Annotated in this window: 16 protein-coding genes; 10 read left to right on the top strand and 6 right to left on the bottom strand. The window is 64.6% G+C overall.

Annotated features, from left to right (window positions below):
- Window positions 1–67: 67 nt before the first annotated feature.
- The gene (locus C4K40_RS12295; protein WP_053136133.1) at window positions 68–1,162 is read left to right on the top strand and encodes a DNA alkylation repair protein; all 1,095 of its coding nucleotides are present in this window, start codon (window positions 68–70) and stop codon (window positions 1,160–1,162) included.
- Window positions 1,163–1,192: 30 nt separating this feature from the next.
- Window positions 1,193–2,218, top strand: a complete 1,026-nt coding sequence (locus C4K40_RS12290) for a DUF6602 domain-containing protein (protein WP_053136136.1) — start codon at window positions 1,193–1,195, stop codon at window positions 2,216–2,218.
- Window positions 2,219–2,264: 46 nt separating this feature from the next.
- Here C4K40_RS12290 and C4K40_RS12285 read toward each other — a convergent pair whose 3' ends face one another.
- Together C4K40_RS12285 and C4K40_RS12280 are read right to left on the bottom strand one after the other, a co-directional pair.
- Window positions 2,265–2,639 (bottom strand): hypothetical protein, encoded by a 375-nt coding sequence (locus C4K40_RS12285; RefSeq protein WP_053136139.1) that lies wholly within the window; start codon window positions 2,637–2,639, stop codon window positions 2,265–2,267.
- Between the two features lie 29 nt (window positions 2,640–2,668).
- Window positions 2,669–3,301, bottom strand: a complete 633-nt coding sequence (locus C4K40_RS12280) for a TetR/AcrR family transcriptional regulator (protein WP_053136141.1) — start codon at window positions 3,299–3,301, stop codon at window positions 2,669–2,671.
- A gap of 154 nt (window positions 3,302–3,455) precedes the next feature.
- On the opposite strand from C4K40_RS12280, the gene C4K40_RS12275 reads away from it, so the two are divergent.
- The 4 genes from C4K40_RS12275 to C4K40_RS12260 all read left to right on the top strand — a co-directional run bounded on the left by C4K40_RS12275 (window position 3,456) and on the right by C4K40_RS12260 (window position 7,956).
- Window positions 3,456–4,982 (top strand): MFS transporter, encoded by a 1,527-nt coding sequence (locus C4K40_RS12275; protein WP_053136144.1) that lies wholly within the window; start codon window positions 3,456–3,458, stop codon window positions 4,980–4,982.
- Between the two features lie 123 nt (window positions 4,983–5,105).
- Window positions 5,106–5,543, top strand: coding sequence for a hypothetical protein (locus tag C4K40_RS12270; protein WP_053136147.1), 438 nt, complete (start codon window positions 5,106–5,108; stop codon window positions 5,541–5,543).
- Window positions 5,544–5,714: 171 nt separating this feature from the next.
- A complete protein-coding gene (locus tag C4K40_RS12265; RefSeq protein ID WP_124421298.1) occupies window positions 5,715–6,632 on the top strand; it encodes a phytanoyl-CoA dioxygenase family protein in 918 nt (305 codons plus the stop codon).
- Between the two features lie 181 nt (window positions 6,633–6,813).
- A complete protein-coding gene (locus tag C4K40_RS12260; RefSeq protein WP_053136150.1) occupies window positions 6,814–7,956 on the top strand; it encodes a hypothetical protein in 1,143 nt (380 codons plus the stop codon).
- Window positions 7,957–7,964: 8 nt separating this feature from the next.
- Here the strand turns inward: C4K40_RS12260 and C4K40_RS12255 are convergent, their stop codons facing one another.
- Window positions 7,965–8,852, bottom strand: a complete 888-nt coding sequence (locus tag C4K40_RS12255; protein WP_022643835.1) for a LysR family transcriptional regulator — start codon at window positions 8,850–8,852, stop codon at window positions 7,965–7,967.
- A 306-nt stretch (window positions 8,853–9,158) separates the two neighbouring features.
- On the opposite strand from C4K40_RS12255, the gene C4K40_RS12250 reads away from it, so the two are divergent.
- Window positions 9,159–10,805 carry a GMC family oxidoreductase gene (locus tag C4K40_RS12250; protein WP_053136153.1) on the top strand — a complete coding sequence of 549 codons (1,647 nt, stop codon included), beginning with the start codon at window positions 9,159–9,161 and terminating at the stop codon, window positions 10,803–10,805.
- Between the two features lie 208 nt (window positions 10,806–11,013).
- Window positions 11,014–12,636, top strand: coding sequence for an MFS transporter (locus C4K40_RS12245; RefSeq protein ID WP_053136156.1), 1,623 nt, complete (start codon window positions 11,014–11,016; stop codon window positions 12,634–12,636).
- A gap of 50 nt (window positions 12,637–12,686) precedes the next feature.
- On the opposite strand, the gene C4K40_RS12240 is transcribed toward C4K40_RS12245, so the two are convergent.
- Window positions 12,687–13,904, bottom strand: a complete 1,218-nt coding sequence (locus tag C4K40_RS12240; RefSeq protein WP_022643832.1) for a DUF2599 domain-containing protein — start codon at window positions 13,902–13,904, stop codon at window positions 12,687–12,689.
- A 204-nt stretch (window positions 13,905–14,108) separates the two neighbouring features.
- On the opposite strand from C4K40_RS12240, the gene C4K40_RS12235 reads away from it, so the two are divergent.
- Entirely contained in the window at window positions 14,109–14,849 is a 741-nt protein-coding gene (locus C4K40_RS12235; protein WP_053136160.1) for a hypothetical protein, read from the top strand.
- 105 nt (window positions 14,850–14,954) lie between these two features.
- Here C4K40_RS12235 and C4K40_RS12230 read toward each other — a convergent pair whose 3' ends face one another.
- On the bottom strand, window positions 14,955–16,412 hold the full coding sequence (locus C4K40_RS12230; RefSeq protein ID WP_022643830.1) for a serralysin family metalloprotease: 1,458 nt from the start codon (window positions 16,410–16,412) through the stop codon (window positions 14,955–14,957).
- 270 nt (window positions 16,413–16,682) lie between these two features.
- On the opposite strand from C4K40_RS12230, the gene C4K40_RS12225 reads away from it, so the two are divergent.
- A complete protein-coding gene (locus C4K40_RS12225) occupies window positions 16,683–16,979 on the top strand; it encodes a hypothetical protein (protein ID WP_022643829.1) in 297 nt (98 codons plus the stop codon).
- Between the two features lie 57 nt (window positions 16,980–17,036).
- On the opposite strand, the gene C4K40_RS12220 is transcribed toward C4K40_RS12225, so the two are convergent.
- Window positions 17,037–19,397, bottom strand: coding sequence for a DNA polymerase II (locus C4K40_RS12220; RefSeq protein ID WP_053136163.1), 2,361 nt, complete (start codon window positions 19,395–19,397; stop codon window positions 17,037–17,039).
- Between the last annotated feature and the right edge of the window lie 102 nt (window positions 19,398–19,499).

Genomic DNA, 19,499 nt, shown 5'->3' with positions numbered 1-19,499 from the left:
TCCTGACAGATTCTGTCAGCCGCCCGGTCTAGATTGGGCGGCATCCCTCCCCTGACAGGAAACCTCGATGAGCAACGCTGCCCCTGCCCTCAAGGAAATCTTCAACCAGCAACGCCTGGTGCATATCGCCGACGCCATGCGCGAGGTGTATCCGGCGTTCGACCACCCTGGCTTTCTCAAGCGCGCCAGCCAAGGCCTGGCCGAGCTCTCGGTGATGCAGCGCCTGGCGCGGGTCAGCGACAGCCTGCACCAGGTGCTGCCCGGGCCCTACGAGCACAGTCTGGAACTGCTGTATGCCCTGGCGCCACGGCTCGACAGCCGCTTCGTCTGCATGTTCCTGCCGCACTTCGTGGCCAGCCATGGCACCCATGACTTCGCCCGTTCCATGACGGCACTGAAGTTCTTCACCGGTTTTGGCTCCTCGGAGTTCGCCGTGCGCCCGTTCCTGGTCAACCAGCAGGCGGCGACCCTGGAGCATATGTACGACTGGTCGCGCGATCCGGACGAACATGTGCGCCGCCTGGCCAGCGAAGGCAGCCGCCCGCGCCTGCCCTGGTCATTCCGCCTGGAACGCCTGCAGGCCGAACCTGGGCTGGCGGCGCCGATCCTCGAGCGACTGCGCAACGACCCCAGCCTGTATGTGCGCAAGTCGGTGGCCAACCACCTCAACGACATCACCAAGGACCACCCGCAGTGGGTGCTGCAACGCCTGCAAGACTGGCCGCTGGAGCAACCGCACACGGCCTGGATCGTCCGCCATGGCCTGCGCAGCCTGATCAAACAGGGCGAGCGCCAGGCCCTGGCATTGATCGGCGCCGGGGCCCGGGCCGAGGTCCAGGTAAAGCACTTCACCGTCACGCCTGCGGCCTTGCGCCTGGGCGAGCGCCTGGAGCTGGCGCTGGAGCTGGTCTCCAGCAGCTCGCAGCCCCAGCGCCTGGTGGTGGACTACGCCATCGACTACATCAAGGCCTCGGGCGCCACCAGTACCAAGGTGTTCAAGCTCAAGACCTTCACCCTGCCCGGCCAGGCGCGCCAGGCACTGGGCCGCCAACAGCAGATCCGTGAATTCACCACCCGCCGGCACTACCCCGGGCGCCACCTGGTGCACCTGTTGGTCAACGGCGAACGGCTGGCCAGCGCGCACTTCGACCTGCTGCCCTGAGCCCCTCTCAATCCACACAAGGAAGACCTCGTGGCAATCATCAACAGGTGGGCCAAGTCCATCGCCAAGGTGCTGGAAAGCAGCTTTGCAGTGAGCAGCAGCATCGCCGACCACAAGACCATCCTGGGCGACGCCCGGGAGAGTTTCATCAGGGATGTGCTGCAACGCTTCCTGCCGCGCAATATCAGCATCGGCTCGGGGCAGATCGTCGATGCCGAGGGCGGGATCTCCAAGCAGATCGACCTGATCATCTACCGCAACGACTTTCCCATCCTGCGCACCTTCGGCTCGGCCGACGTGTACCTGATCGAAGGCGTGGTGGCCACGGTGGAGGTCAAGTCGCAGCTCAACGAAACGCAGTTGTTCCAGGCCCTGGAGAACGGCAAATCGGTACGCAACCTCAAGGTGTCGATCACCCGGGAATCCATGGACCACTACAGCCAGTTCATGTACCGCAAACCGTTCGCCGAACTGCCCCCGGCGCAATCCTTCTCGGTCCGCGACCAGTTGCTGCCGCCAACCTACATCTATGGCTACAACGGCTATACCGCCGGCAGCCTGGACAAGCTGCGCCAGAGCCTCAACACCTGGCACCGCGAGCCCCTGGCCCAGGGCGAGCAGGACGCGATCCTGATGCCGGAGGTGATCGCCACCCAGGGCTGCGTGGCCCTGAAGAACCTCAACAACATCCTGGGCCTGCCCCGGGTTGCCGGCGAAGAGCTGGAAGCCTGCCGCCAGGCCTTCAACCGGGTGCTTGGACTCAACCTGGACAAACGCAAGTTCCTCGGCTATTTCCGCGAGCGTGACGACCAGGGCTTCGACTACGGGATCGGCCTGAAAACCTGCGAGTCGCCCCTGCAGTTCCTGATCTCCAGCCTGCTGCAGACCCTCACTAGCCGGGTCGGTCATCCGCAGTTGGGCAGCACCGCGATCCAGTACGACCTGAGCCGCTATCACTTGAGCGAAGAGATGGAAGGTGGCTGGTCGGGCGCCGCGGTGAACCTTACGCGCATCAGCGACCCACGGCTGGACTTCGCCCGGGCCAACGGCTTCTGAAACCTGCGCTGCGGCCACGTGCAACTCGGCCGCAGCGCGCCGGGCTTCAGTCCTTGGCGGTCGGGGCCGGCAACGCTATCAGGTGGTCGTCGCAGCCAAAGCCCACCACGTGCTCGCTGCCCCAGGACACCTCCACCACCGCAATGCACGGGTCATAAGACTCGCCCAGCAGGCTGCCATCGGCCTTGAACACCCGCAGGTAGCCACCGGTGGAGTAGCGCGAGCTGTCGCCATCGCCGGGCATGGTCATGGTCGGAATCCAGGCGCGCCAGCTGAACAGCCGGTACTTCTGGTAGTAGAAGGCCCGGTCGTCACTGTAGTAGCGATCCTGGTAGGGCGTGCCGTAGTAGAACCAGCCATAACCCTTGTACGCCAGGAATACGGCCAGTACCGCGCCGAGCAGGCGTTTGCTGTGTTTCATCGGGGTCTTTCCTTGTACCGAGGAGAACTTCAGGGCTGGGTCACGCCGAGCATCCGCAGGCAGGCCTGGACGATGGCGTCGGCCAGGGCCTGGCCATCTTCCTGGCGGGCGGCGATCACGTCATCGGTGGCGCCGTGCACCCCGGCATAGATCAGCGAGGCGATCACCGTCGGCTGTTCCAGGGGCCAGCGACCGGCCTGCCGCCCTCCTTCGAGGATGCCCTGCAACTGCTGCAGGATCGCATTGCGCTCCGGGTTGCCCCGCCCATGGTGGTGATGGTTGGGGTAGACGATGTCGTGCAGGCGGTAGGTGGCCAGGTAGGCCTGGACGCTGGCGCGGACCCAACTGCTGACCTTCGCCACCCAGTCATCTTCGGCGCAGGCCGCCACCGCCTGTTCCAGGCACTCGAGGAAATCCCGGGTATAGCGTTCGCCCAGGGCCGCCAGCATGTCGTTCTTGGATTGGAAGTAGTGATAGAAGGTGCCCTTGGCCACCCCGGCGCGCTCGACGATCTGGCTGATGGTGGTGGCCTCCACTCCCTGCTCCAGGAACAGGCTGCGGGCGGCGCCCATCAATTCTTCCAGGCGCACTTCGGCGGGTTTGGTCCGCGGCTGCGGCAGGTCGCTGGCAGGTTCCTGGGCCTTGTGGCGTTTCACGATCATGAACGATTCCGGGCGGTGGCGAGGGCCGCCAGTCTAGGGCAATTGCCGGGTAAAAGAGAGTTGAGAATATTTATCATTTTCCATTGACCGACGGTCAGTCGAAATACTAACCTGAGTGCCTCGCCCCTCTCCAGCCCTCCATGGGAGATGTTTGATGGAACGCTATCGTCGCCCGGCCCTGGTGGCCGCCGCCTACCTCGGAACCTTCCTCGCCTCGCTGGACATCAGCATCGTCAACGTCGCCCTGCCGACCCTGCAACAGGCCCTGGCCACCGACCTGGCCGGCCTGCAATGGGTGGTCAACGCCTATGCCATCTGCCTCTCGGCCTTCATGCTCTCGGCCGGCCCCCTGGGCGACCGCTTCGGCCACAAGCGCTGCTGGCTGGCCGGAGTGCTGTTGTTCACCCTGGGTTCAGCGCTCTGCGCCCTGGCCCAGGAGCTCGGGTTGCTGCTGGCCGGGCGTGCGGTCCAGGGGCTGGCCGGGGCACTGCTGATTCCCGGGGCGATGCCGATCCTCAGCCACGCCTTCCCCGACCTGCGCCAGCGGGCCCATGTCATCGGCGGCTGGTCGGCGTTCAGTGCCCTGGCGCTGATCCTCGGCCCCCTGGTGGGCGGCCTGCTGCTGGAGTCCGTCGGCTGGCAGAGCATCTTCCTGATCAACCTGCCCATCGGCCTCCTCGCCCTGGCCCTCGGGTGCTGGGGAATCAGCGAGCGCAAGCACCCGCAGCACGCTGCCCTCGACCCACTGGGCCAGGCCCTGAGCGTGTTGTGGCTGGCGGCCCTGACCTATGGCCTGATCCTCGCCGGCGAAGAAGGCTTCGCCAGCCAAGGCCCCCTGCTGACCCTGCTGGTGGCCGCCGCGGGGCTGCTGGCCTTCACCCTGGTGGAGCGGCGGGTGCAACGGCCGCTGCTACCCCTGGACCTGTTCCGCCAGCGCCCGTTCGCCGTGGCCAACCTGGCCTCGTTCATCCTCGGTTTTTCCAGCTACAGCAGCTTGTTCTTCTTCTCGATCTTCCTGCAGCAGATCCAGGGCTGGTCCGCTGCCGAGACCGGCCTGCGCATGCTGCCGCAATTCACCGTCACCGGCCTGGTAGCCATCGGCTTCGGCCGCATCAACCAGCATGTGCCCCTGTCCTGGCTGATGGTGGCCGGCTACGGCCTGGTTGGCCTGGCCATGACCGCCATGACCCTGTTCGACGCCCACACTCCCTACTGGCTGGTGGGCTCGTTGCTGGGGCTGCTGGGCCTGGGCATGGGCCTGGCATTGCCGGGTACCGGCCTGACGGTGATGGCCTGCGCTCCGCCGGAACGCGCCGGGATCGCCTCGGCCAGCATGAATGCCCTGCGCCAGACCGGCATGAGCATCGGCATCGCCCTGCTCGGCAGCCTGATGGGCGCCCGGGCCATCCAGGTGCTGGGCGAATCGGCTCGGGCCAGCGGCATGACCAACGCCAGCGAACTGGCCCGCCAAGCGGTGACCGAACACCAGTTGCCCCTAAACAACCCGCTGTTCGGCGAGCTGTACCGCACGGCCATGACCAGCGGTTTCCACCTGGCCATGCTGCTGGCGGGTGCCTCCGGCCTGCTGGCCATGGGCTTGCTGCTGGGCATCCGCCGACGGGCCCGTGCGAAACAGCCCGCTGGGCCTGGCCGAGTCCAGCCCCGGGCGGTCGAGGATTAACGGGCTGAGGATGATCTGCGTCGTCAATTGCATGGACAGGGCCGGGGCATTGACAAGCGCGATGGCGGCTTCGACCATCGGCGCCGCAACGGCCGCTGCCGGCCATGACTCAGGAGATCAAGGATGAAAAGGCTTTCGCTGGCGCTGTGCCTGATGGCAGGCGTGGACCCGGCTGGCGCGCAGGACCTGGCGGCTGCACGCCAGTCCCTGAAGAACTATGGCCTGGCCTACTGCATGGCCAGGCAGTTTCCCGAGCGCTCGGCCATGGGCGAGGACGTTGGGCACGCCATCGGCATGTATGGCGTCATGGGCGCAGGCCTGCATCAGGTCCTGCAGGACGAAGACACACTCACGACCCTGCATGACCCCTATGACGCCACCACCGACTACGTCTTCAAGGCTTATGACCAGGTCGCGGCCAACAGCAAGCACCGTCCTGGAAAAGTCGTGCTGCACGCTTGCTTGCAGGTCTACAACTCCAAAGCCTTCGACCGGTTCATCCGGAGCCAGGACTCCTACATCCGCCAGCAAGACCTGCAAGCTGCCGGCCCCAACTCCTGACAGCGCTCGATGTGCCAATGGCGACAGACTCGCCCTGGCCTGGCCTGGCCGCGCGCCGACAGCAACCGGTGGCAGGTGTCGCTTAAACACCGGTCGAGGTCGAATCCAGCGCTCGGTCAGCAACGCCACTGTCCATACTCAGGCACTTGTCCCCGGTAATGGAATACGCCCGTGAACCTGTCGCAGCCGCCCGCCCCTTGCCTGGTCAATCCCCTGCCCCTGGACCCGCATCAGCGGCGACTGCTCCACGAACAGGGCTACCTCAAGCTGCCGGGATTGCTGACCAGCGCCGCCATCGAACCGTTGCGCCAGCTGGTGGAGCAGCAACTGCGCCCGGCCCAGGCCAGCGCTGGCGAGGGGTTCAACCGCCTGACCCACCGCCTGGAGCAGGACGGTATTCTCCGGCAACTCCAAGGCCAGCCGGCATTGGCCCAGGTACTGACTTACCTCACCGACAGCCGGCTGATCCTGTGCGAGGCCCAGGGCTTCGAGCTGGACCAGGGGCGCTCGGGTTTCGCCTGGCACTACGATTCGCTGAACTTTCGCTACATCCGCCCCCAAGACCCGGCCTTCAGCCTGTGGCTGCCCCTGCAACCGGTACGCCCAGAGGCACAGGGTGGCGGGATGGCCTGGGTGCCGTTGTCGCTGTGCTCGGCCCTGGGCAACTTCCAGTTTTCGCGAATGCTGGCCCAGCAACTGGCCCAGGGCGAGTCGATCACCGAACTGTCCGAGCTCTTGCGCCAGACCTACGCCAGCCCGGGACCTTTGACCGAGCGCTTCGAGCGACAGCGCATCGAAGAAGCCTTCGAGCCCGGCGATGCCCTGCTGTTCAGCAAGTACCTGTGGCACCGCTCCAGTCCCTTGCTCGCCGGTGAGCTGCCACGGCGCCAGGCCGTGACCCTGCGCCTGGTGGCTGCCCAGGCACGCCTGGACCCGCTGTTGCAGGACGGCGAGACCCGCACCACTGGCGGCCTGGGCATGGGCCAGGAACGCGGGGCACTCAAGCCGCGGTCCTATGGCTCGCGCTTCGTCGATATCCAGGCCGGCGACCTGCTCAGCAGCTCGGCCCACTGTGGGCCGCTTTTGTGAATCACAAGCTGAAAAGCTGGCGAGAGTCACTAGGTCGATCAGCGGTTTATATGCAGAATGAGCAGCCTCCAAGCGAGAGTTCAAGCAACAACTGTCGCATTGAACCGAATCACCCATCATGGACGACTGGTAACCCATCGGTAGCGCATGGTCCCTACAGGACACTCATAAGGATATTGAAATGCTCATCAGCTCTGCTTCGCCACAAGCACTCGTCGACTGGTTCCACACCCGGCAAACAGAACAACGATTACTCTGTGTAATGCTTGCCCCGAGCGACGTCGATCAGCAAAAGCTTGCGTCGCTGATTGCCAACCTGGATGAAGTAGATTCCGCCATGGGACGCAAAGTTGCCTTCATCCTGCTGGATCCGACGACTGACAATACCTTGGGTATTCTCGAGCAACCTGGAGGAAATGTTGTCGCGTTCCCGGGCCGCGCCCTTCCTTCACTGCAGCCTGGCAACCAGCCCATACGCGCCCTGCGAGACGAGCAGGCTTTTCAGGACCTGGGGCCAGGCTGGGAGGTCCTGCGCAAGAGGATGGCGAGGAATTCGTCGAAAGCCACTGCACAGTTCGTTCCTGCATTCGCCGAACTCTTTGCCGTTTCCCCGAGCGAGCAACCCTGTCTGTGTGTCCTGGTCAAAGGACTCGACAAGTCCGTGGTCCTGCCGCTGGGAAGCGATTGGAGCACGACAAGCCTGCTGGCGTTGATGACCCAGTTGCATGAAATCGCAAACCGCACTCCGGATTTTCGTAGCGCCTATCAGCAACTCGAGATAGGTGACCTCAGATCGGCTCTGCCGCCCATGCAAAAAGCCCTCGAGGAAATCGACGAATCCATTTCGACCTTGACCCAGGTCCTGGAAAAACTCCTGTCGCGCTATCAAGGCACCGACAGTGATCGCCACATGGTGGCGAGTTTCATCGCCGACCAATGCCCAGGAACGAAGCGGCTGTTGCAGATCTTCAACGAACTGTCCTTCAACGCCAACCCTGACTTCCAGGAAGACCCTCAAACACTGCGGGCCGAGAAGCTGATGGCACAGATCGGTAAGATCAGGAACAAGATCAGAGACGATCGCCAACGCAGGGAAACAGCCTTGTCCCTTGCCGATCAAGCACAAATGATCGTGGAAAGCCGGGAACAGTTGTTTATTTCCCTGAACAAGCTGCGACCATTGCGCGAGGTGTCCACCAGCTCCATCAATATCCGATTGCTCGGCGGGCTCAAGAACCAGCTGGAATGGATAGACCTGGTAGGTAACACCCAGGAAAAAGTCGTGAGCGCGGTTGAGTGGTGCCTCAAGCTCTTCAGCAAGTAACCGCCTACTCAAGCCCCCAGCAGTACCGGCTGGTGCGTGGCGCACAGCTCCATGAGGTAGTCCCAGACCACCCGCAGGCGCACCGACTTGTGCAGCTCGCGGCGGGTGCTGATCCAGTAGGCGCGCTGGATGCTCTCGGTGGGCAACAACGGCACCAGTTGCCGATCCGTGGCGGCCATGTAGCACGGCAGCACCGCGATCCCCAGGCCCGAGCGGGCTGCCTCTTGCTGGGCAATGACGCTGGTGCTGTGGAACAGCACCTGGGGGTTGCGACAAAAGCTGTTGAGGAACATCAGCTCCTGGCTGAACAGCAGGTCGTTGACGTAGCCGATCCAGGCATGGCGCCCCAGGTCCTCGCGATTGCGCAGCGGCGGCGCGCGGTCCAGGTAGGCCTGGCTGGCGTACAGCGCCAGGCGGTAGTCGGTGAGCTTGCGAGTCACCAGCATGTCGGCATTGGGTCGTTCCAGATGGATGCTGATTTCCGCCTCGCGGTTGAGGATGCTGACGAACCGTGGCACCGCCACCAGTTCCACCTCCAGCCCCGGGTAACGCTCGAACAAACCGCCCATGCGGCTGGCCAGGAACTTGACCCCCAGGCCCTCGGTGACGCCGACGCGGATCTTGCCCAGCAGCGCGCTGGATTGGGTGATTTCCTCCTGGGCCAGCAGCGCCACGTTCTCCATGGCCTCGGCGTGCTTGAGCAACGCCTCGCCGGCCGGGGTCAGTTCATAGCCCTGGGCGTGCTGGACGAACAGCGCGGTGCCCAGGGCTTTCTCCACCGCCTCGATATGCCGCGCCACCGTGGCATGGGTGGTGTTCAGCCGTCGCGCCGCGGTGAGCAGGCGCCCGCTGCGTTGCAGTTCGAGAAAAAAGCGCAGGTCGTTCCAGTCGAACATGGGGATTCCTTGCCGGTGCCTTGGGGCGAACACTGTTAGAAAACGCACAGCGGGTGGGCAAAAACTAACATTCTTTTGACGAAAGCTAACAACTAGGATGAGGCACAAGGCTGCCGCGGATGACGGACAGCTGCTAACAGGCCCTTGAAAAATGTAGGCGAGGCAGCCAGCGCAAGGCGAAAACAGGCGAAAAAGCGCAATTTACACGTGGTAAATGAGCATTTTGAGCCTGTTTTCAACGCAGCGATGGCAACGCAGGTAGTTTTTCAACGGCCTGCTAATAAGAATCTGCCAACGAGGTCACGAATGCTTCCTGCCTTTGACGCTTTCGACTACATCGTGGTCGGTGCCGGTCCTGCCGGCTGCCTGCTGGCCAATCGCTTGTCCGCCAACCCCCAGCACCGGGTGCTGCTGCTGGAAGCCGGCGGGCGCGACAACTACCCCTGGATCCACATTCCCGTCGGCTACCTGTTCTGCATCGGCAACCCACGCACCGACTGGTGCTTCAAGACCGAGGCCGAACCAGGCCTGCAAGGCCGCGCCCTGAGCTATCCACGGGGTAAGGTGCTGGGCGGCTGTTCATCGATCAACGGCATGATCTACATGCGTGGCCAGGCCGCCGACTACGATGGCTGGGCCGCCGAGGGCAACCCGGGCTGGAGCTGGAACGAGGTCCTGCCGCTGTTCAAGAAGAGCGAGAACCACTTCGCCGGGGCCAGCCCGCTGCACGGCGCCGCCGGTGAGTGGCGGGTGGAGCGCCAGCGCCTGTCGTGGCCGATCCTCGATGCTTTTCGCAGCGCTGCCGAACAGAGCGGCATCCCCCGGATCGACGACTTCAACGGCGGCGACAACGAAGGCTGCGGCTACTTCCAGGTCAACCAGAAGGCCGGGGTGCGCTGGAACGCCGCCAAGGCCTTTCTCAAGCCCATCGCCCAGCGCCCCAACCTCACCGTCCTGACCGGCGTCGAGGTGCAACGGCTGCTCCTCCAAGACGGCCGCGCCACGGCGGTGCGCGCCATGGCCCAGGGACGCCAGCAGGACTTCAAGGCCCGCCGGGAGATCATTCTCTGCGCCGGCTCCATCGGCTCGCCGAGCATCCTCCAGCGTTCCGGCATCGGCCCGGTGGCGTTGCTGCAACGCCTGGGCATCGGCGTCGCCCATGCCCTGCCCGGGGTCGGCGGCAACCTCCAGGATCACCTGCAACTGCGGCTGATCTACAAGCTGGACAACGCCCGCACCCTGAACCAGATCGCCGGCAGCCTGTGGGGCAAGATGGGCATGGGCCTGCGCTACCTGTACGACCGCAGCGGCCCGCTGTCCATGGCTCCCAGCCAACTCGGCGCCTTCGCCCGCTCCAGCCCCGAGCAGGCCACCGCCAATCTCGAGTACCACGTGCAGCCGCTGTCCCTGGAACGCTTCGGCGAACCCTTGCACAACTTCCCGGCGTTCACCGCCTCTGTCTGCGATCTGCGCCCGCAAAGCCGTGGCCGGGTCGAGATCCGTTCCGTGGACGCAGGCCAGGCGCCGCTGATCCAGCCCAACTACCTGAGCCATCCGCAGGACCTGCAAGTGGCCGCCGACGCCATCCGCCTGACCCGGCGCATCGTCGCCGCCCCGGCCCTGCAAGCGTTCAGTCCCAGCGAGTACCTGCCCGGCGCGCAATTGCAAAGCCAGGAGCAATTGCATGAAGCCGCGGCGAAGATCGGCACCACCATCTTCCATCCGGTGGGCACCTGCCGCATGGGCCACGACGCCCAGGCCGTGGTCGACGCCCAGTTGCGCGTGCATGGCATCCCCGGGCTGCGCATCGCCGACGCCTCGATCATGCCGCGCATCACCTCCGGCAATACCTGCTCGCCGACCCTGATGATCGCCGAGAAAGCCGCCGAACTGATTCTTGCCACGACCACAAGGAGCCCTGCCCCGGAAAAACAGACCGCCGCCCACGCCTGATTGTAGGAGCGAGGCTGCCCGCGCCAGAGCCAGCCGGCACGCCAGAGAGATCGAGCCGCCCACGCCGACGCTAGCGCGGGCAAGCTTCGCTCCTACAGAAAAATCCAACGCCGGACCGTAGGAGCCAGGACTGCGAAAAACAAGATAGCGACGCCACGCCGGCGCCGACAGTGGAACAACAAAAACAATCACTGTAAGGGATATCGATATGTCGGAACATGCTCAAGCGATGGACTCCACGGCCGTGGCGCCCACCAGCAAGGAAAGCCAGAAAGTCATCTTCGCCTCGTCCCTCGGCACCGTCTTCGAGTGGTACGACTTCTTTCTCTACGGTGCCCTGGCGGCGGTGATCAGCAAGCAGTTCTTCGCCGGGGTCAACGACACCACGGCCTTCATCTTCGCCCTGATGGCCTTCGCCGCCGGCTTCGTGGTCCGACCCTTCGGCGCCCTGGTGTTCGGCCGCCTGGGGGACATGATCGGGCGCAAGTACACCTTCCTCGTCACCATCATCCTCATGGGCCTGGCCACCTTCGCCGTGGGCCTGTTGCCCAACTACGCCAGCATCGGCATCGCCGCGCCGATCATCCTGGTGGCCTTGCGCATGCTCCAGGGCCTGGCCCTGGGCGGCGAATACGGCGGCGCCGCGACCTACGTGGCCGAGCACGCACCCCAGGGCAAGCGCGGCCTGCACACCAGCTGGATCCAGTCCACCGCGACCCTGGGCCTGCTGCTGTCGCTGCTGGTGATATTGGCCTGCCGCTACTTCACTGGCGATCAGTTCGACGTCTGGGGCTGGCGCTTGCCGTTCCTGCTGTCGATCGTGCTGCTGGGCATCTCCACCTGGATCCGCATGAGCCTGCACGAGTCGCCAGCGTTCCTGAAAATGAAGGAAGAAGGCCGGGCCAGCAAGGCGCCGATCCGCGAATCCTTCGGCAATTGGGAAAACCTCAAGGTGGTGCTGATCGCCCTGTTCAGCATCAACGCCGGGCAGGCAGTGACCTTCTACGCCGCGCAGTTCTACGTGCTGTTCTTCCTCACCCAGTTCCTCAAGATGGATCCGGTCCTGGCCAACAGCCTGCTGATCGTCAGCGTGGTGATCGGTGCGCCGATGTTCATCTTCTTCGGCTGGCTCTCGGACAAGGTCGGCCGCAAGCCGGTGCTGATGCTCGGCCTGCTGCTGGCCACGGTGCTGTACTTCCCGATCTTCAAGGGCCTGGCCCACTACGCCAACCCGGCCATCGACCAGGCCAGCCGCCAGGCGCCCATCACCGTCACCGCCGACCCGGCCACCTGCACCTTCCAGTTCGACCCGGTGGGCAAGGCGCGCTTCGACAGCCCCTGCGACAAGGTCAAGACCTTCCTGGTGAAACAGGGCCTGCCCTACTCCAGCATCGCCGCCCCGGCCGGCAGCCCGGTGCAGGTCAGCATCGGCGACGTGAAGATCGACGGTTTCGACGAGGCGGCCCTGCGTGGCGCGGTGACCCTGGCCGGCTATCCGCAACAGGCCGATAGCCAGAACGTCAACAAGGGCATGGTAGTGGCGCTGATCGTCGCCCTGATCCTGATTGCCGCCATGTGCTACGGCCCGCTGGCGGCGTTGATGGTGGAACTGTTCCCGACCCGCATCCGCTACACCTCGATGTCCCTGCCCTACCACATCGGCAACGGCTGGTTCGGCGGTTTCCTGCCCACGGTGTCCTTCGCCCTGGTGGTGTACACCGGCGATATCTTCTACGGCCTGTGGTACCCGGTGGCGATCACCGGGGCCAGCCTGCTGGTGGGCCTGCTGTGCCTTAGGGAAACCCGCAAGGTCGACATCAACCACATCTGATGGCCACGACCGCCAGCCAGGGCACGGCCCTTGGCCGGCGGCCGGCTCACTCAGATGTTGTTGCAGCCCTTGGCGATGGAGTCCTCATTGGAGGTGTAGGGGCGCGAGGGCTCCAGGTTCCACTGCGGCTTGTCCCGGGCGATGTTGAAGTGGCAGACCAGCTGGCGGCGCATGCTGCCCACGCTGCTGTCGCGGTTGTCCGGGTTGTTCTTCCACTGCGCGTCCAGGTAATGGTCACTGGCCAACTCGTTGAAGAAGTTGTTGGTCTGGTTGTCCTGGACCTTGCGTCCGCAATCGGTGGGGGTGACTTCCAGGGTCATGATCTTCTTGCCGAAACCCGGGTCGTCGCGCTCGATCCAGGTAGCGCTCTGCACATAGCGTTCGCAGCTGTTCTTTTCGGTGATGGGGTAGATCACCTGCTTCTTGTTGTCGTAGACGAAGCTCGCCTCCTGCTGGGGTGTCTGCGGCAGCTTCATGTTGATCACCGGCAGGTATTGCCGGACCGCCTGGTACCACTGGATCTGGTTCAGGCGCGCGCCTTCCAGGCCGCCGTCCTCGGTGTAGAACAGCGCCAGGATCGACGGCGACTGCGGCGGTTTTTCTTCCCACTTGGCCAGGCGCAGTTCGTTCTGGGTACCGAAGGATTCGGCGGCGATCTGCGCCATGGAGCGGATGCTCTGGTAGAACGCCGGGCCGGCTGCGGCATTGCGTTCGTCACGCACGTCGAAGGAGCACTGGCGCGAATGATCGCCTCGATTCTGCCGGTAGTTGGCACCCCATTGCTCGGCGGTGGTCACGCCGATCTCGTGGCAGTATTTCTCGACGCTCCCGGGGGTGCGCCGCGAGTCGGTGCAGCCTTGCTGCTGGCGATCGTCGGTGGCGGCATCGATGGGGAAGGAACACAGCACGGCGTAGTCCTGGTGATCCTTGGGGTTGCCGAAGATGGTGTCGAAGATGAAGCCGCTCTGCAGGCCGTAGGCCAGCTTGCGGAACTTGGAGTCCTTGCGCAGGTAGGACGCCGAGACACCGCCACTGGCCTGGCTTTTCGGGCTGATGCTGTAGAACTGGTAGTCGGTGGAGGGCCAGGTGGCGCGAAACAGCACCCCCGAGCAGAGGAACGCCGGCTTGGACGGGCCGCCACAGTCCTGGCGGGTGTCGTTGTACAGCTGGTTGAGACGGGCCACCGTATCGCTGCCCTGGTCGGCCTGGACAGTGGGCAACAGGCACAGGCCGGCCAGGCCCATGGCGAAGGAGATGCTGAGTTTCATGACATGACTTCCGTGTGGAGTGAGTTCCCTGGCCGGTCGCCAGCGCGACCGGCGCCTGCCAGAGGATAGAAGCGCGACCTTGCGCCAACGGGGTTTTTCCGCTGGCTGTCCCCAATCGCCGCTGCCCTGGGATCAGCGCTGCGCGACTTGAACAAAGCGCGACTTTGCGCCACTGTCTCGGCACTTTTGCGCGGGAGACCTTGCATGCTGTTCATCTTTCCCACAGTGGCGGCCCTGGCCTTGGCCCTGCTGTTCTGGCGCCGGCAGAAAGCCCTGGTGGCGCTGCGCCGCGAAGCTTTCATCCGCGACTTCAGCCTGCCGCCCGGCTTGTTCACGCCCCTGCGGGCCCGGCATCCCCAGCTGACCCTCAAGGACTGCCAGCTGGTGGCCCAGGGGTTGCGCCAGTTCTTCCTGGCCTACCTCAAGAGCGGCCAGCGCTATGTGTCGATGCCCTCCCAGGTGGTGGACGACTTGTGGCATGAGTTCATCCTCCATACCCGGGAGTACCAGGCGTTCTGCCACAAGGCCTTCGGCCAGTTCCTGCACCACGCCCCGGCGGCGGCCCTGGGCCAGAATGCCGAGCGCCGGAGCGACGCCGGCCTGCGCCGGACCTGGCAGCAGGCGTGCCGCGAGGAAAACATCAACCCCGCCCGCCCCAGCCGCCTGCCGTTGCTGTTCGCCCTGGATACCAAGCTGCAGATCGCCCAGGGCTTTCACTACGTCGCCGACTGCCAGTCCCTGCGGCGCCTGGCCGATAGCAGCGCCGGCAGCACTGTGGTGCATTGCGGCAGCGACCTGCACGGCAGCTCTGCGGACAGCGACTCGTCCCCCAGCAGTTCCGACAGCGACAGCTCGCGCTTCGGCGGCGATGGCGGCAGCAGCGATGGCGGCGGCGACAGCAGTGGTTGCGGGGGCGGCGGTTGTGGCGGCGGGGGCGGCGACTGAGCGCCGGGGAAACATGTGGCGGCCGAGCTGCTACCGAGCAGGTGGCGGCCCTGGCCGACAGAGTGGAAACGGCGCATCGCGCGCCGCTCCACTGGACCTGATCGATCAGGCGATGATGTCGGTCGTTGCTGCCTGGCCGACGATGCCCACGGCGAAGTCCGTCGTGCCGTGGCCGGTGAGGTCAACCAGCAGGCTGCTTTGGTTGGTGCCGGCGTTGTAGCTGAGGATCGCGTCGCCCGCATGGCCGGTGAAGGCCTTGACGAAGTTCAGGGCTGCGCCACCGGTGGCGAACTGTGGGATCCCGGTGAGGTCGATCTTGTCCTGGCCGCTGGTGAAATCCATGATCCAGTCCGGTGCGTTGACGGTGGAGTCCGACGCCGCGCCGAAGACGAAGGTGTCCGCCCCGCTTCCGCCCCACAGGGTATCGGCGCCGCCACCACCGTAGATGATGTCGTTGCCGGCACCACCCTTGAGCACGTTGGCCGCTGCGTTGCCGATCAGCAGGTCGTTGCCGGAACCGCCAATGGCGTTCTCCACGGTCACGCCATAGGCGATGGAAACGTTGCCCACCAGGCCGCCAACGTCGGAGAAGGCACCGGCATTGAGGTTGATCTTCTGGTTATGGCTGAAGCCGGAGAAGTCCAGGGTGTCGTTGCCGCCGCCGTCCCAGACTGCGAACACCAGCTTGTCGCTGTTGGAGTGGGCACTGTAGAAGTCCCGGCCGGTGTTGGAGTTGAAGCCGTACACGGTGTCGTCGGCACGGGTCTGGTAGTTGGCGCCGTAGAGCTTCTGCACCGCGACGATATCGTCCACCAAGGGTGCCGAGGCATAGGCGCCACTACCGTCCTTGGTGAAGTTCTGCCCGGTGTTGCTCTCACTCCAGTAGCTCATCAGGCTGTAGCCACGGGTGTCCTGGGCGTAGCTGGCGTCCTTGTAGGTGGGGTTGCCATTGCCGGCGTTGTAGGTACCCGGATGGGACAGGCCCAGGGTATGGCCGATCTCGTGGGTCAGGGTCTGGCGCCCGTAGTTGCCGGTGCCGGGGGTCTCGTTGACCCGGTACTGGCTGTTGATCAGGTACCAGGACTGGCCGTCGTAGCTGCCACCGGACGGCAGGTAGGCGAAGGCCGCGCCGCCGGTGCTGACGTTGTAGTTGCCGAAGGTCATGTGCCCGTCGCCACCCTTGGCCGCCTCGGTGAAGCTGACGTTGGCCACATCCGCCCAGGACTGCATCGACAGTACGGCCTGGGCCTTCTGCAAGGCGCTGAACTGGCTGAAGGTACCCAGGGACGGGTTGTAGTTGGCGGGTTTCTCGGTGAGGAAGGTGTAGGTCAGGTCGATCTTGCCGTCACCGTTCTTGTCGTGCCAGGACAGGTTCTTGCGCAGGATCGCATCCGCGGCCTGGTCGGCGGTGAACGACGGCTTGCCGTTCACCAGATCGCTGCCACCCCGGTCATAGCGGTGGCTGAAAGCCTGTACCTGTTGGTAGGCGTTGCTGGCTTGTGCGGCCTGGTCGGCCCAGTTCCAGGTGATTTCCGACAGTGCTTTTGACAGTGTCTTTGACATTGCTACGTCCTTGTTCCAAACAAGATGATGTTCGATAGAACACAAACGACCCCGCCTGCGAGATCGTCCTATCACTCGCCCAAAGAGGCGTTGGAACGCTGCCACAGTGATCGGCGACCAGTCCATGGTTTTCTTCGCCCGACCACGGTGTGAAAACTCCACTGGCGTGGGGTCGATTTCCCCCCTCGCGCGCGCATCGCGCCGGCGATAGGCTAGGCACTTGTCCGGGGCTGGCCACATCGTGCCCGTCCCTTTCACGAGGAGTCCGTAATGCGCAAGATCCTGTTGCTGGGCGCTTTGCTGAGCGTCGCCGGTGCAGCCTGTGCCGAAGGCGTGCCACTGTTCAACGTCGCCTGCCCGGGCAACCTGGCGGTCAGTGCCGACCAGGGCGGGCCGGTCTACATCAACGGCAAGGCAGTGCAGAGCATTGCCGTGGATGACCGGCATTTCCAGGCCAGGATCCCGGAGGCCACCCTGTCCATCAGTGTCGAGGACGACGAGTCGGTCACGGTGAAGTACAGCGGCAAGCACGGCACCAACCTCGTGTGCGAAGCCGTCGACGACTGATCCCTGAAACTCATTCGCTGGCCGTTTTGACAGCTCGCAGGTGGGTGTCGGGTTCTCTCAGAACAAGCCCATCTGCCCGCCCACCAGGGTCGAGAAGTCGTCCTGCACGAAAGGCAGGATGGCGTCCGCCACTGGCTGCAACTGGCGCGTCAGGTAGTGCTCGTAGTCGATGGCGGCGCGGCGGTTCTCCAGGGGCTCGGGACCGGCCAGGGTGATCACGTAGCTGATCCAGCCTCCGCGCTGGTATTGCAGTGGCCGGCCCTGCTCACGGTTGTAGTCATCGGCCAGGCGCGCCGCGCGGACATGGGGCGGGACATTGCGCTCGTAGTCGTCCAGGGGCCGGCGCAGGCGCTTGCGGTAGATCAGCAAATCGTCCTGCTGGCCAGCCAGGGTGCGCTGCACGTAGTCGCGCACATAGTCCTGGTAGGGCTGGCGATGGAAGATCCGTCGATACAGCTCCTGCTGGAATTCCCGGGCCAGCGGCGACCAGTCGGTGCGCACGGTCTCCAAGCCCTTGTAGATCATCTCCTGGCTGCCATCGGCGCGCTGGACCAGGCCGGCGTAGCGCTTCTTGCTGCCCTCCTCGGCGCCGCGGATGGTGGGCATCAGAAAACGTTTGTAGTGGGTTTCGAACTGCAACTCCAAAGCGCTTTCCAGGCCGTACTGCTCGCGCAGGTGATCGCGCCACCACTGGTTGACGTGGGCCACCAGGGCCCGGCCGATCTGCCCGGCGCGCTCCTCGTCATGGGAACTGCCCAGCCAGACGAAGGTGGAGTCGGTATCGCCATAGATCACCTGGTGGCCCTGGGCCTCGATCAACTGCCGGGTGCGGGCCATGATCTCGTGCCCGCGCAAGGTGATGGACGAAGCCAGGCGCGGATCGAAGAAGCGGCAGCCACTGGAACCCAGCACGCCGTAGAAGGCGTTCATGATGATCTTCAGGGCCTGGGACAACGGCGCGTTGTGTTCGCGCTTGGCCACTTCCCGACCCTCGGCCACCCGCTGGACGATAGCCGGCAGGCAATGCCGGGTACGGGAGAAACGCGCCCCGCGAAAGCCCGCCACCGAATGCTGTTCGTCACTCTGGCGCAGGCCTTCCACCAGGCCCACCGGGTCGATCAGGAAGCTGCGGATGATCGAGGGGTACAGGCTCTTGTAGTCCAGCACCAGCACCGATTCATAGAGGCCGGGCCGCGAATCCATGACGAACCCGCCAGGGCTGGCCTGGGGTGGCAACTCGCCGAGATTGGGGGCAACGAAACCCTGGCGATGCATCAGCGGCATGTACAGGTGGGTGAAGGCGGCCACCGAGCCGCCACTGCGATCGGCCGGCAAGCCGGTGACCGTGGCGCGCTCCAGGAGGAAGGTCAGCAACTGGGTCTTGGCAAAGATCCGCGTCACCAATTCGCAGTCCTTGAGGTTGTAGCGGGCCAGGGCCGGCTTGTCCTCTGCGAACATGCGGTTGATCTCGTCCATGCGCTGGTAGGGGTTGTCGATCGACTTGCCCTCGCCGAGCAGGGTCTGGGCGACGTTTTCCAGGCTGAAGGACGGGAAGCTCCAGGTGGCCGAGCGCAAAGCCTCGATGCCGTCGATGATCAAGCGCCCCGCCGCCGAGGCGAAGTAATGGTTGTGGGTGGCGTGCTCGCGCCAGTGCATCTCCTCGCCACAACGGCCCAGGCGCAGCGGCACCGCCAGGCGCCGGGCATGTTCATGCAGTACCCGCAGGTCGAACTGCACCAGGTTCCAGCCGATGATCGCGTCGGGGTCGTGCTCGGCCAGCCACTGGTTGAGCTTCTCCAGCAATTGCTCGCGACTGGCACAGAACTCCAGGTTGAAGTCCACCGCGCTGTCGTCGGAGCGGGCCTTGCCGAGCATGTATACCTGGCGCTGGCCACAGCCTTCCAGGGCGATGGAATACAGTTCGCCGCGCTCGCTGGTCTCGATATCCAGGGACACCAGGCGCAGCTGCGGGCGGTAGTCGGCGGCGGGTTTCAACTGCGCATCAAGCAGCAGCCCATCCGGCCCCGGTTGGCCATTGAACTCTACCGGCGCGGTGATGAAGCGCTCCATCAGGTAGCGCTCCGGCGGCCGGATATCGGCCTCGAACACATCGACCCCGGCGCGGCGCAGGGTCTTGTCCAGGCGGATCAACTGGTTGTGCTGCGGGCAATACAGGCCCATGACCGGACGCTGGTGGAAGTCGCGCAGTTGCAGGGGGCGCAGCTCGACGTCCGGGTCGTCGGCCAGCAAGCGTTCGGCCTGGGGTCGCTGCACGGCCGGGATGAACGCCACGGAGGTCTGCAATGGCAAGCGGAGATGGCGCGGGCCCTGGTCGGTGGCCAGCCAGAACTCGACTTCCGTGCCCGCTGGCGTATCGCGCCAGTGCCGCGTCAGGACGAAGCCTTGTTGTACATCCACCGTTGCAACCTCAGAGCCGATTCAAGGCGCCGATTCTACCTGTCCCGGCCTTGCTTGGGGGCCTGGATGATGACTTTGCGGCTTTTGTCGGACAATATGTAG

Origin of the sequence: Pseudomonas sp. CMR5c (genome assembly GCF_003850545.1) — a bacterium.
GTDB lineage: Bacteria > Pseudomonadota > Gammaproteobacteria > Pseudomonadales > Pseudomonadaceae > Aquipseudomonas > Aquipseudomonas piscis.
The sequence above is the reverse complement of the archived record's forward strand: the minus strand, read 5'-3'. Positions and strand labels throughout refer to the sequence as shown.

Bases quoted from the DNA above. Each gene is read 5' to 3' on its own strand.
- C4K40_RS12295 (WP_053136133.1), top strand. From the start codon at position 68: ATGAGCAACGCTGCCCCTGCCCTCAAGGAAATCTTCAACCAGCAACGC.
- C4K40_RS12285 (WP_053136139.1), bottom strand. From the start codon at position 2,639: ATGAAACACAGCAAACGCCTGCTCGGCGCGGTACTGGCCGTATTCCTG.
- C4K40_RS12280 (WP_053136141.1), bottom strand. From the start codon at position 3,301: ATGATCGTGAAACGCCACAAGGCCCAGGAACCTGCCAGCGACCTGCCG.
- C4K40_RS12275 (WP_053136144.1), top strand. From the start codon at position 3,456: ATGGAACGCTATCGTCGCCCGGCCCTGGTGGCCGCCGCCTACCTCGGA.
- C4K40_RS12270 (WP_053136147.1), top strand. From the start codon at position 5,106: ATGAAAAGGCTTTCGCTGGCGCTGTGCCTGATGGCAGGCGTGGACCCG.
- C4K40_RS12260 (WP_053136150.1), top strand. From the start codon at position 6,814: ATGCTCATCAGCTCTGCTTCGCCACAAGCACTCGTCGACTGGTTCCAC.
- C4K40_RS12255 (WP_022643835.1), bottom strand. From the start codon at position 8,852: ATGTTCGACTGGAACGACCTGCGCTTTTTTCTCGAACTGCAACGCAGC.
- C4K40_RS12250 (WP_053136153.1), top strand. From the start codon at position 9,159: ATGCTTCCTGCCTTTGACGCTTTCGACTACATCGTGGTCGGTGCCGGT.
- C4K40_RS12245 (WP_053136156.1), top strand. From the start codon at position 11,014: ATGTCGGAACATGCTCAAGCGATGGACTCCACGGCCGTGGCGCCCACC.
- C4K40_RS12240 (WP_022643832.1), bottom strand. From the start codon at position 13,904: ATGAAACTCAGCATCTCCTTCGCCATGGGCCTGGCCGGCCTGTGCCTG.
- C4K40_RS12235 (WP_053136160.1), top strand. From the start codon at position 14,109: ATGCTGTTCATCTTTCCCACAGTGGCGGCCCTGGCCTTGGCCCTGCTG.
- C4K40_RS12230 (WP_022643830.1), bottom strand. From the start codon at position 16,412: ATGTCAAAGACACTGTCAAAAGCACTGTCGGAAATCACCTGGAACTGG.
- C4K40_RS12225 (WP_022643829.1), top strand. From the start codon at position 16,683: ATGCGCAAGATCCTGTTGCTGGGCGCTTTGCTGAGCGTCGCCGGTGCA.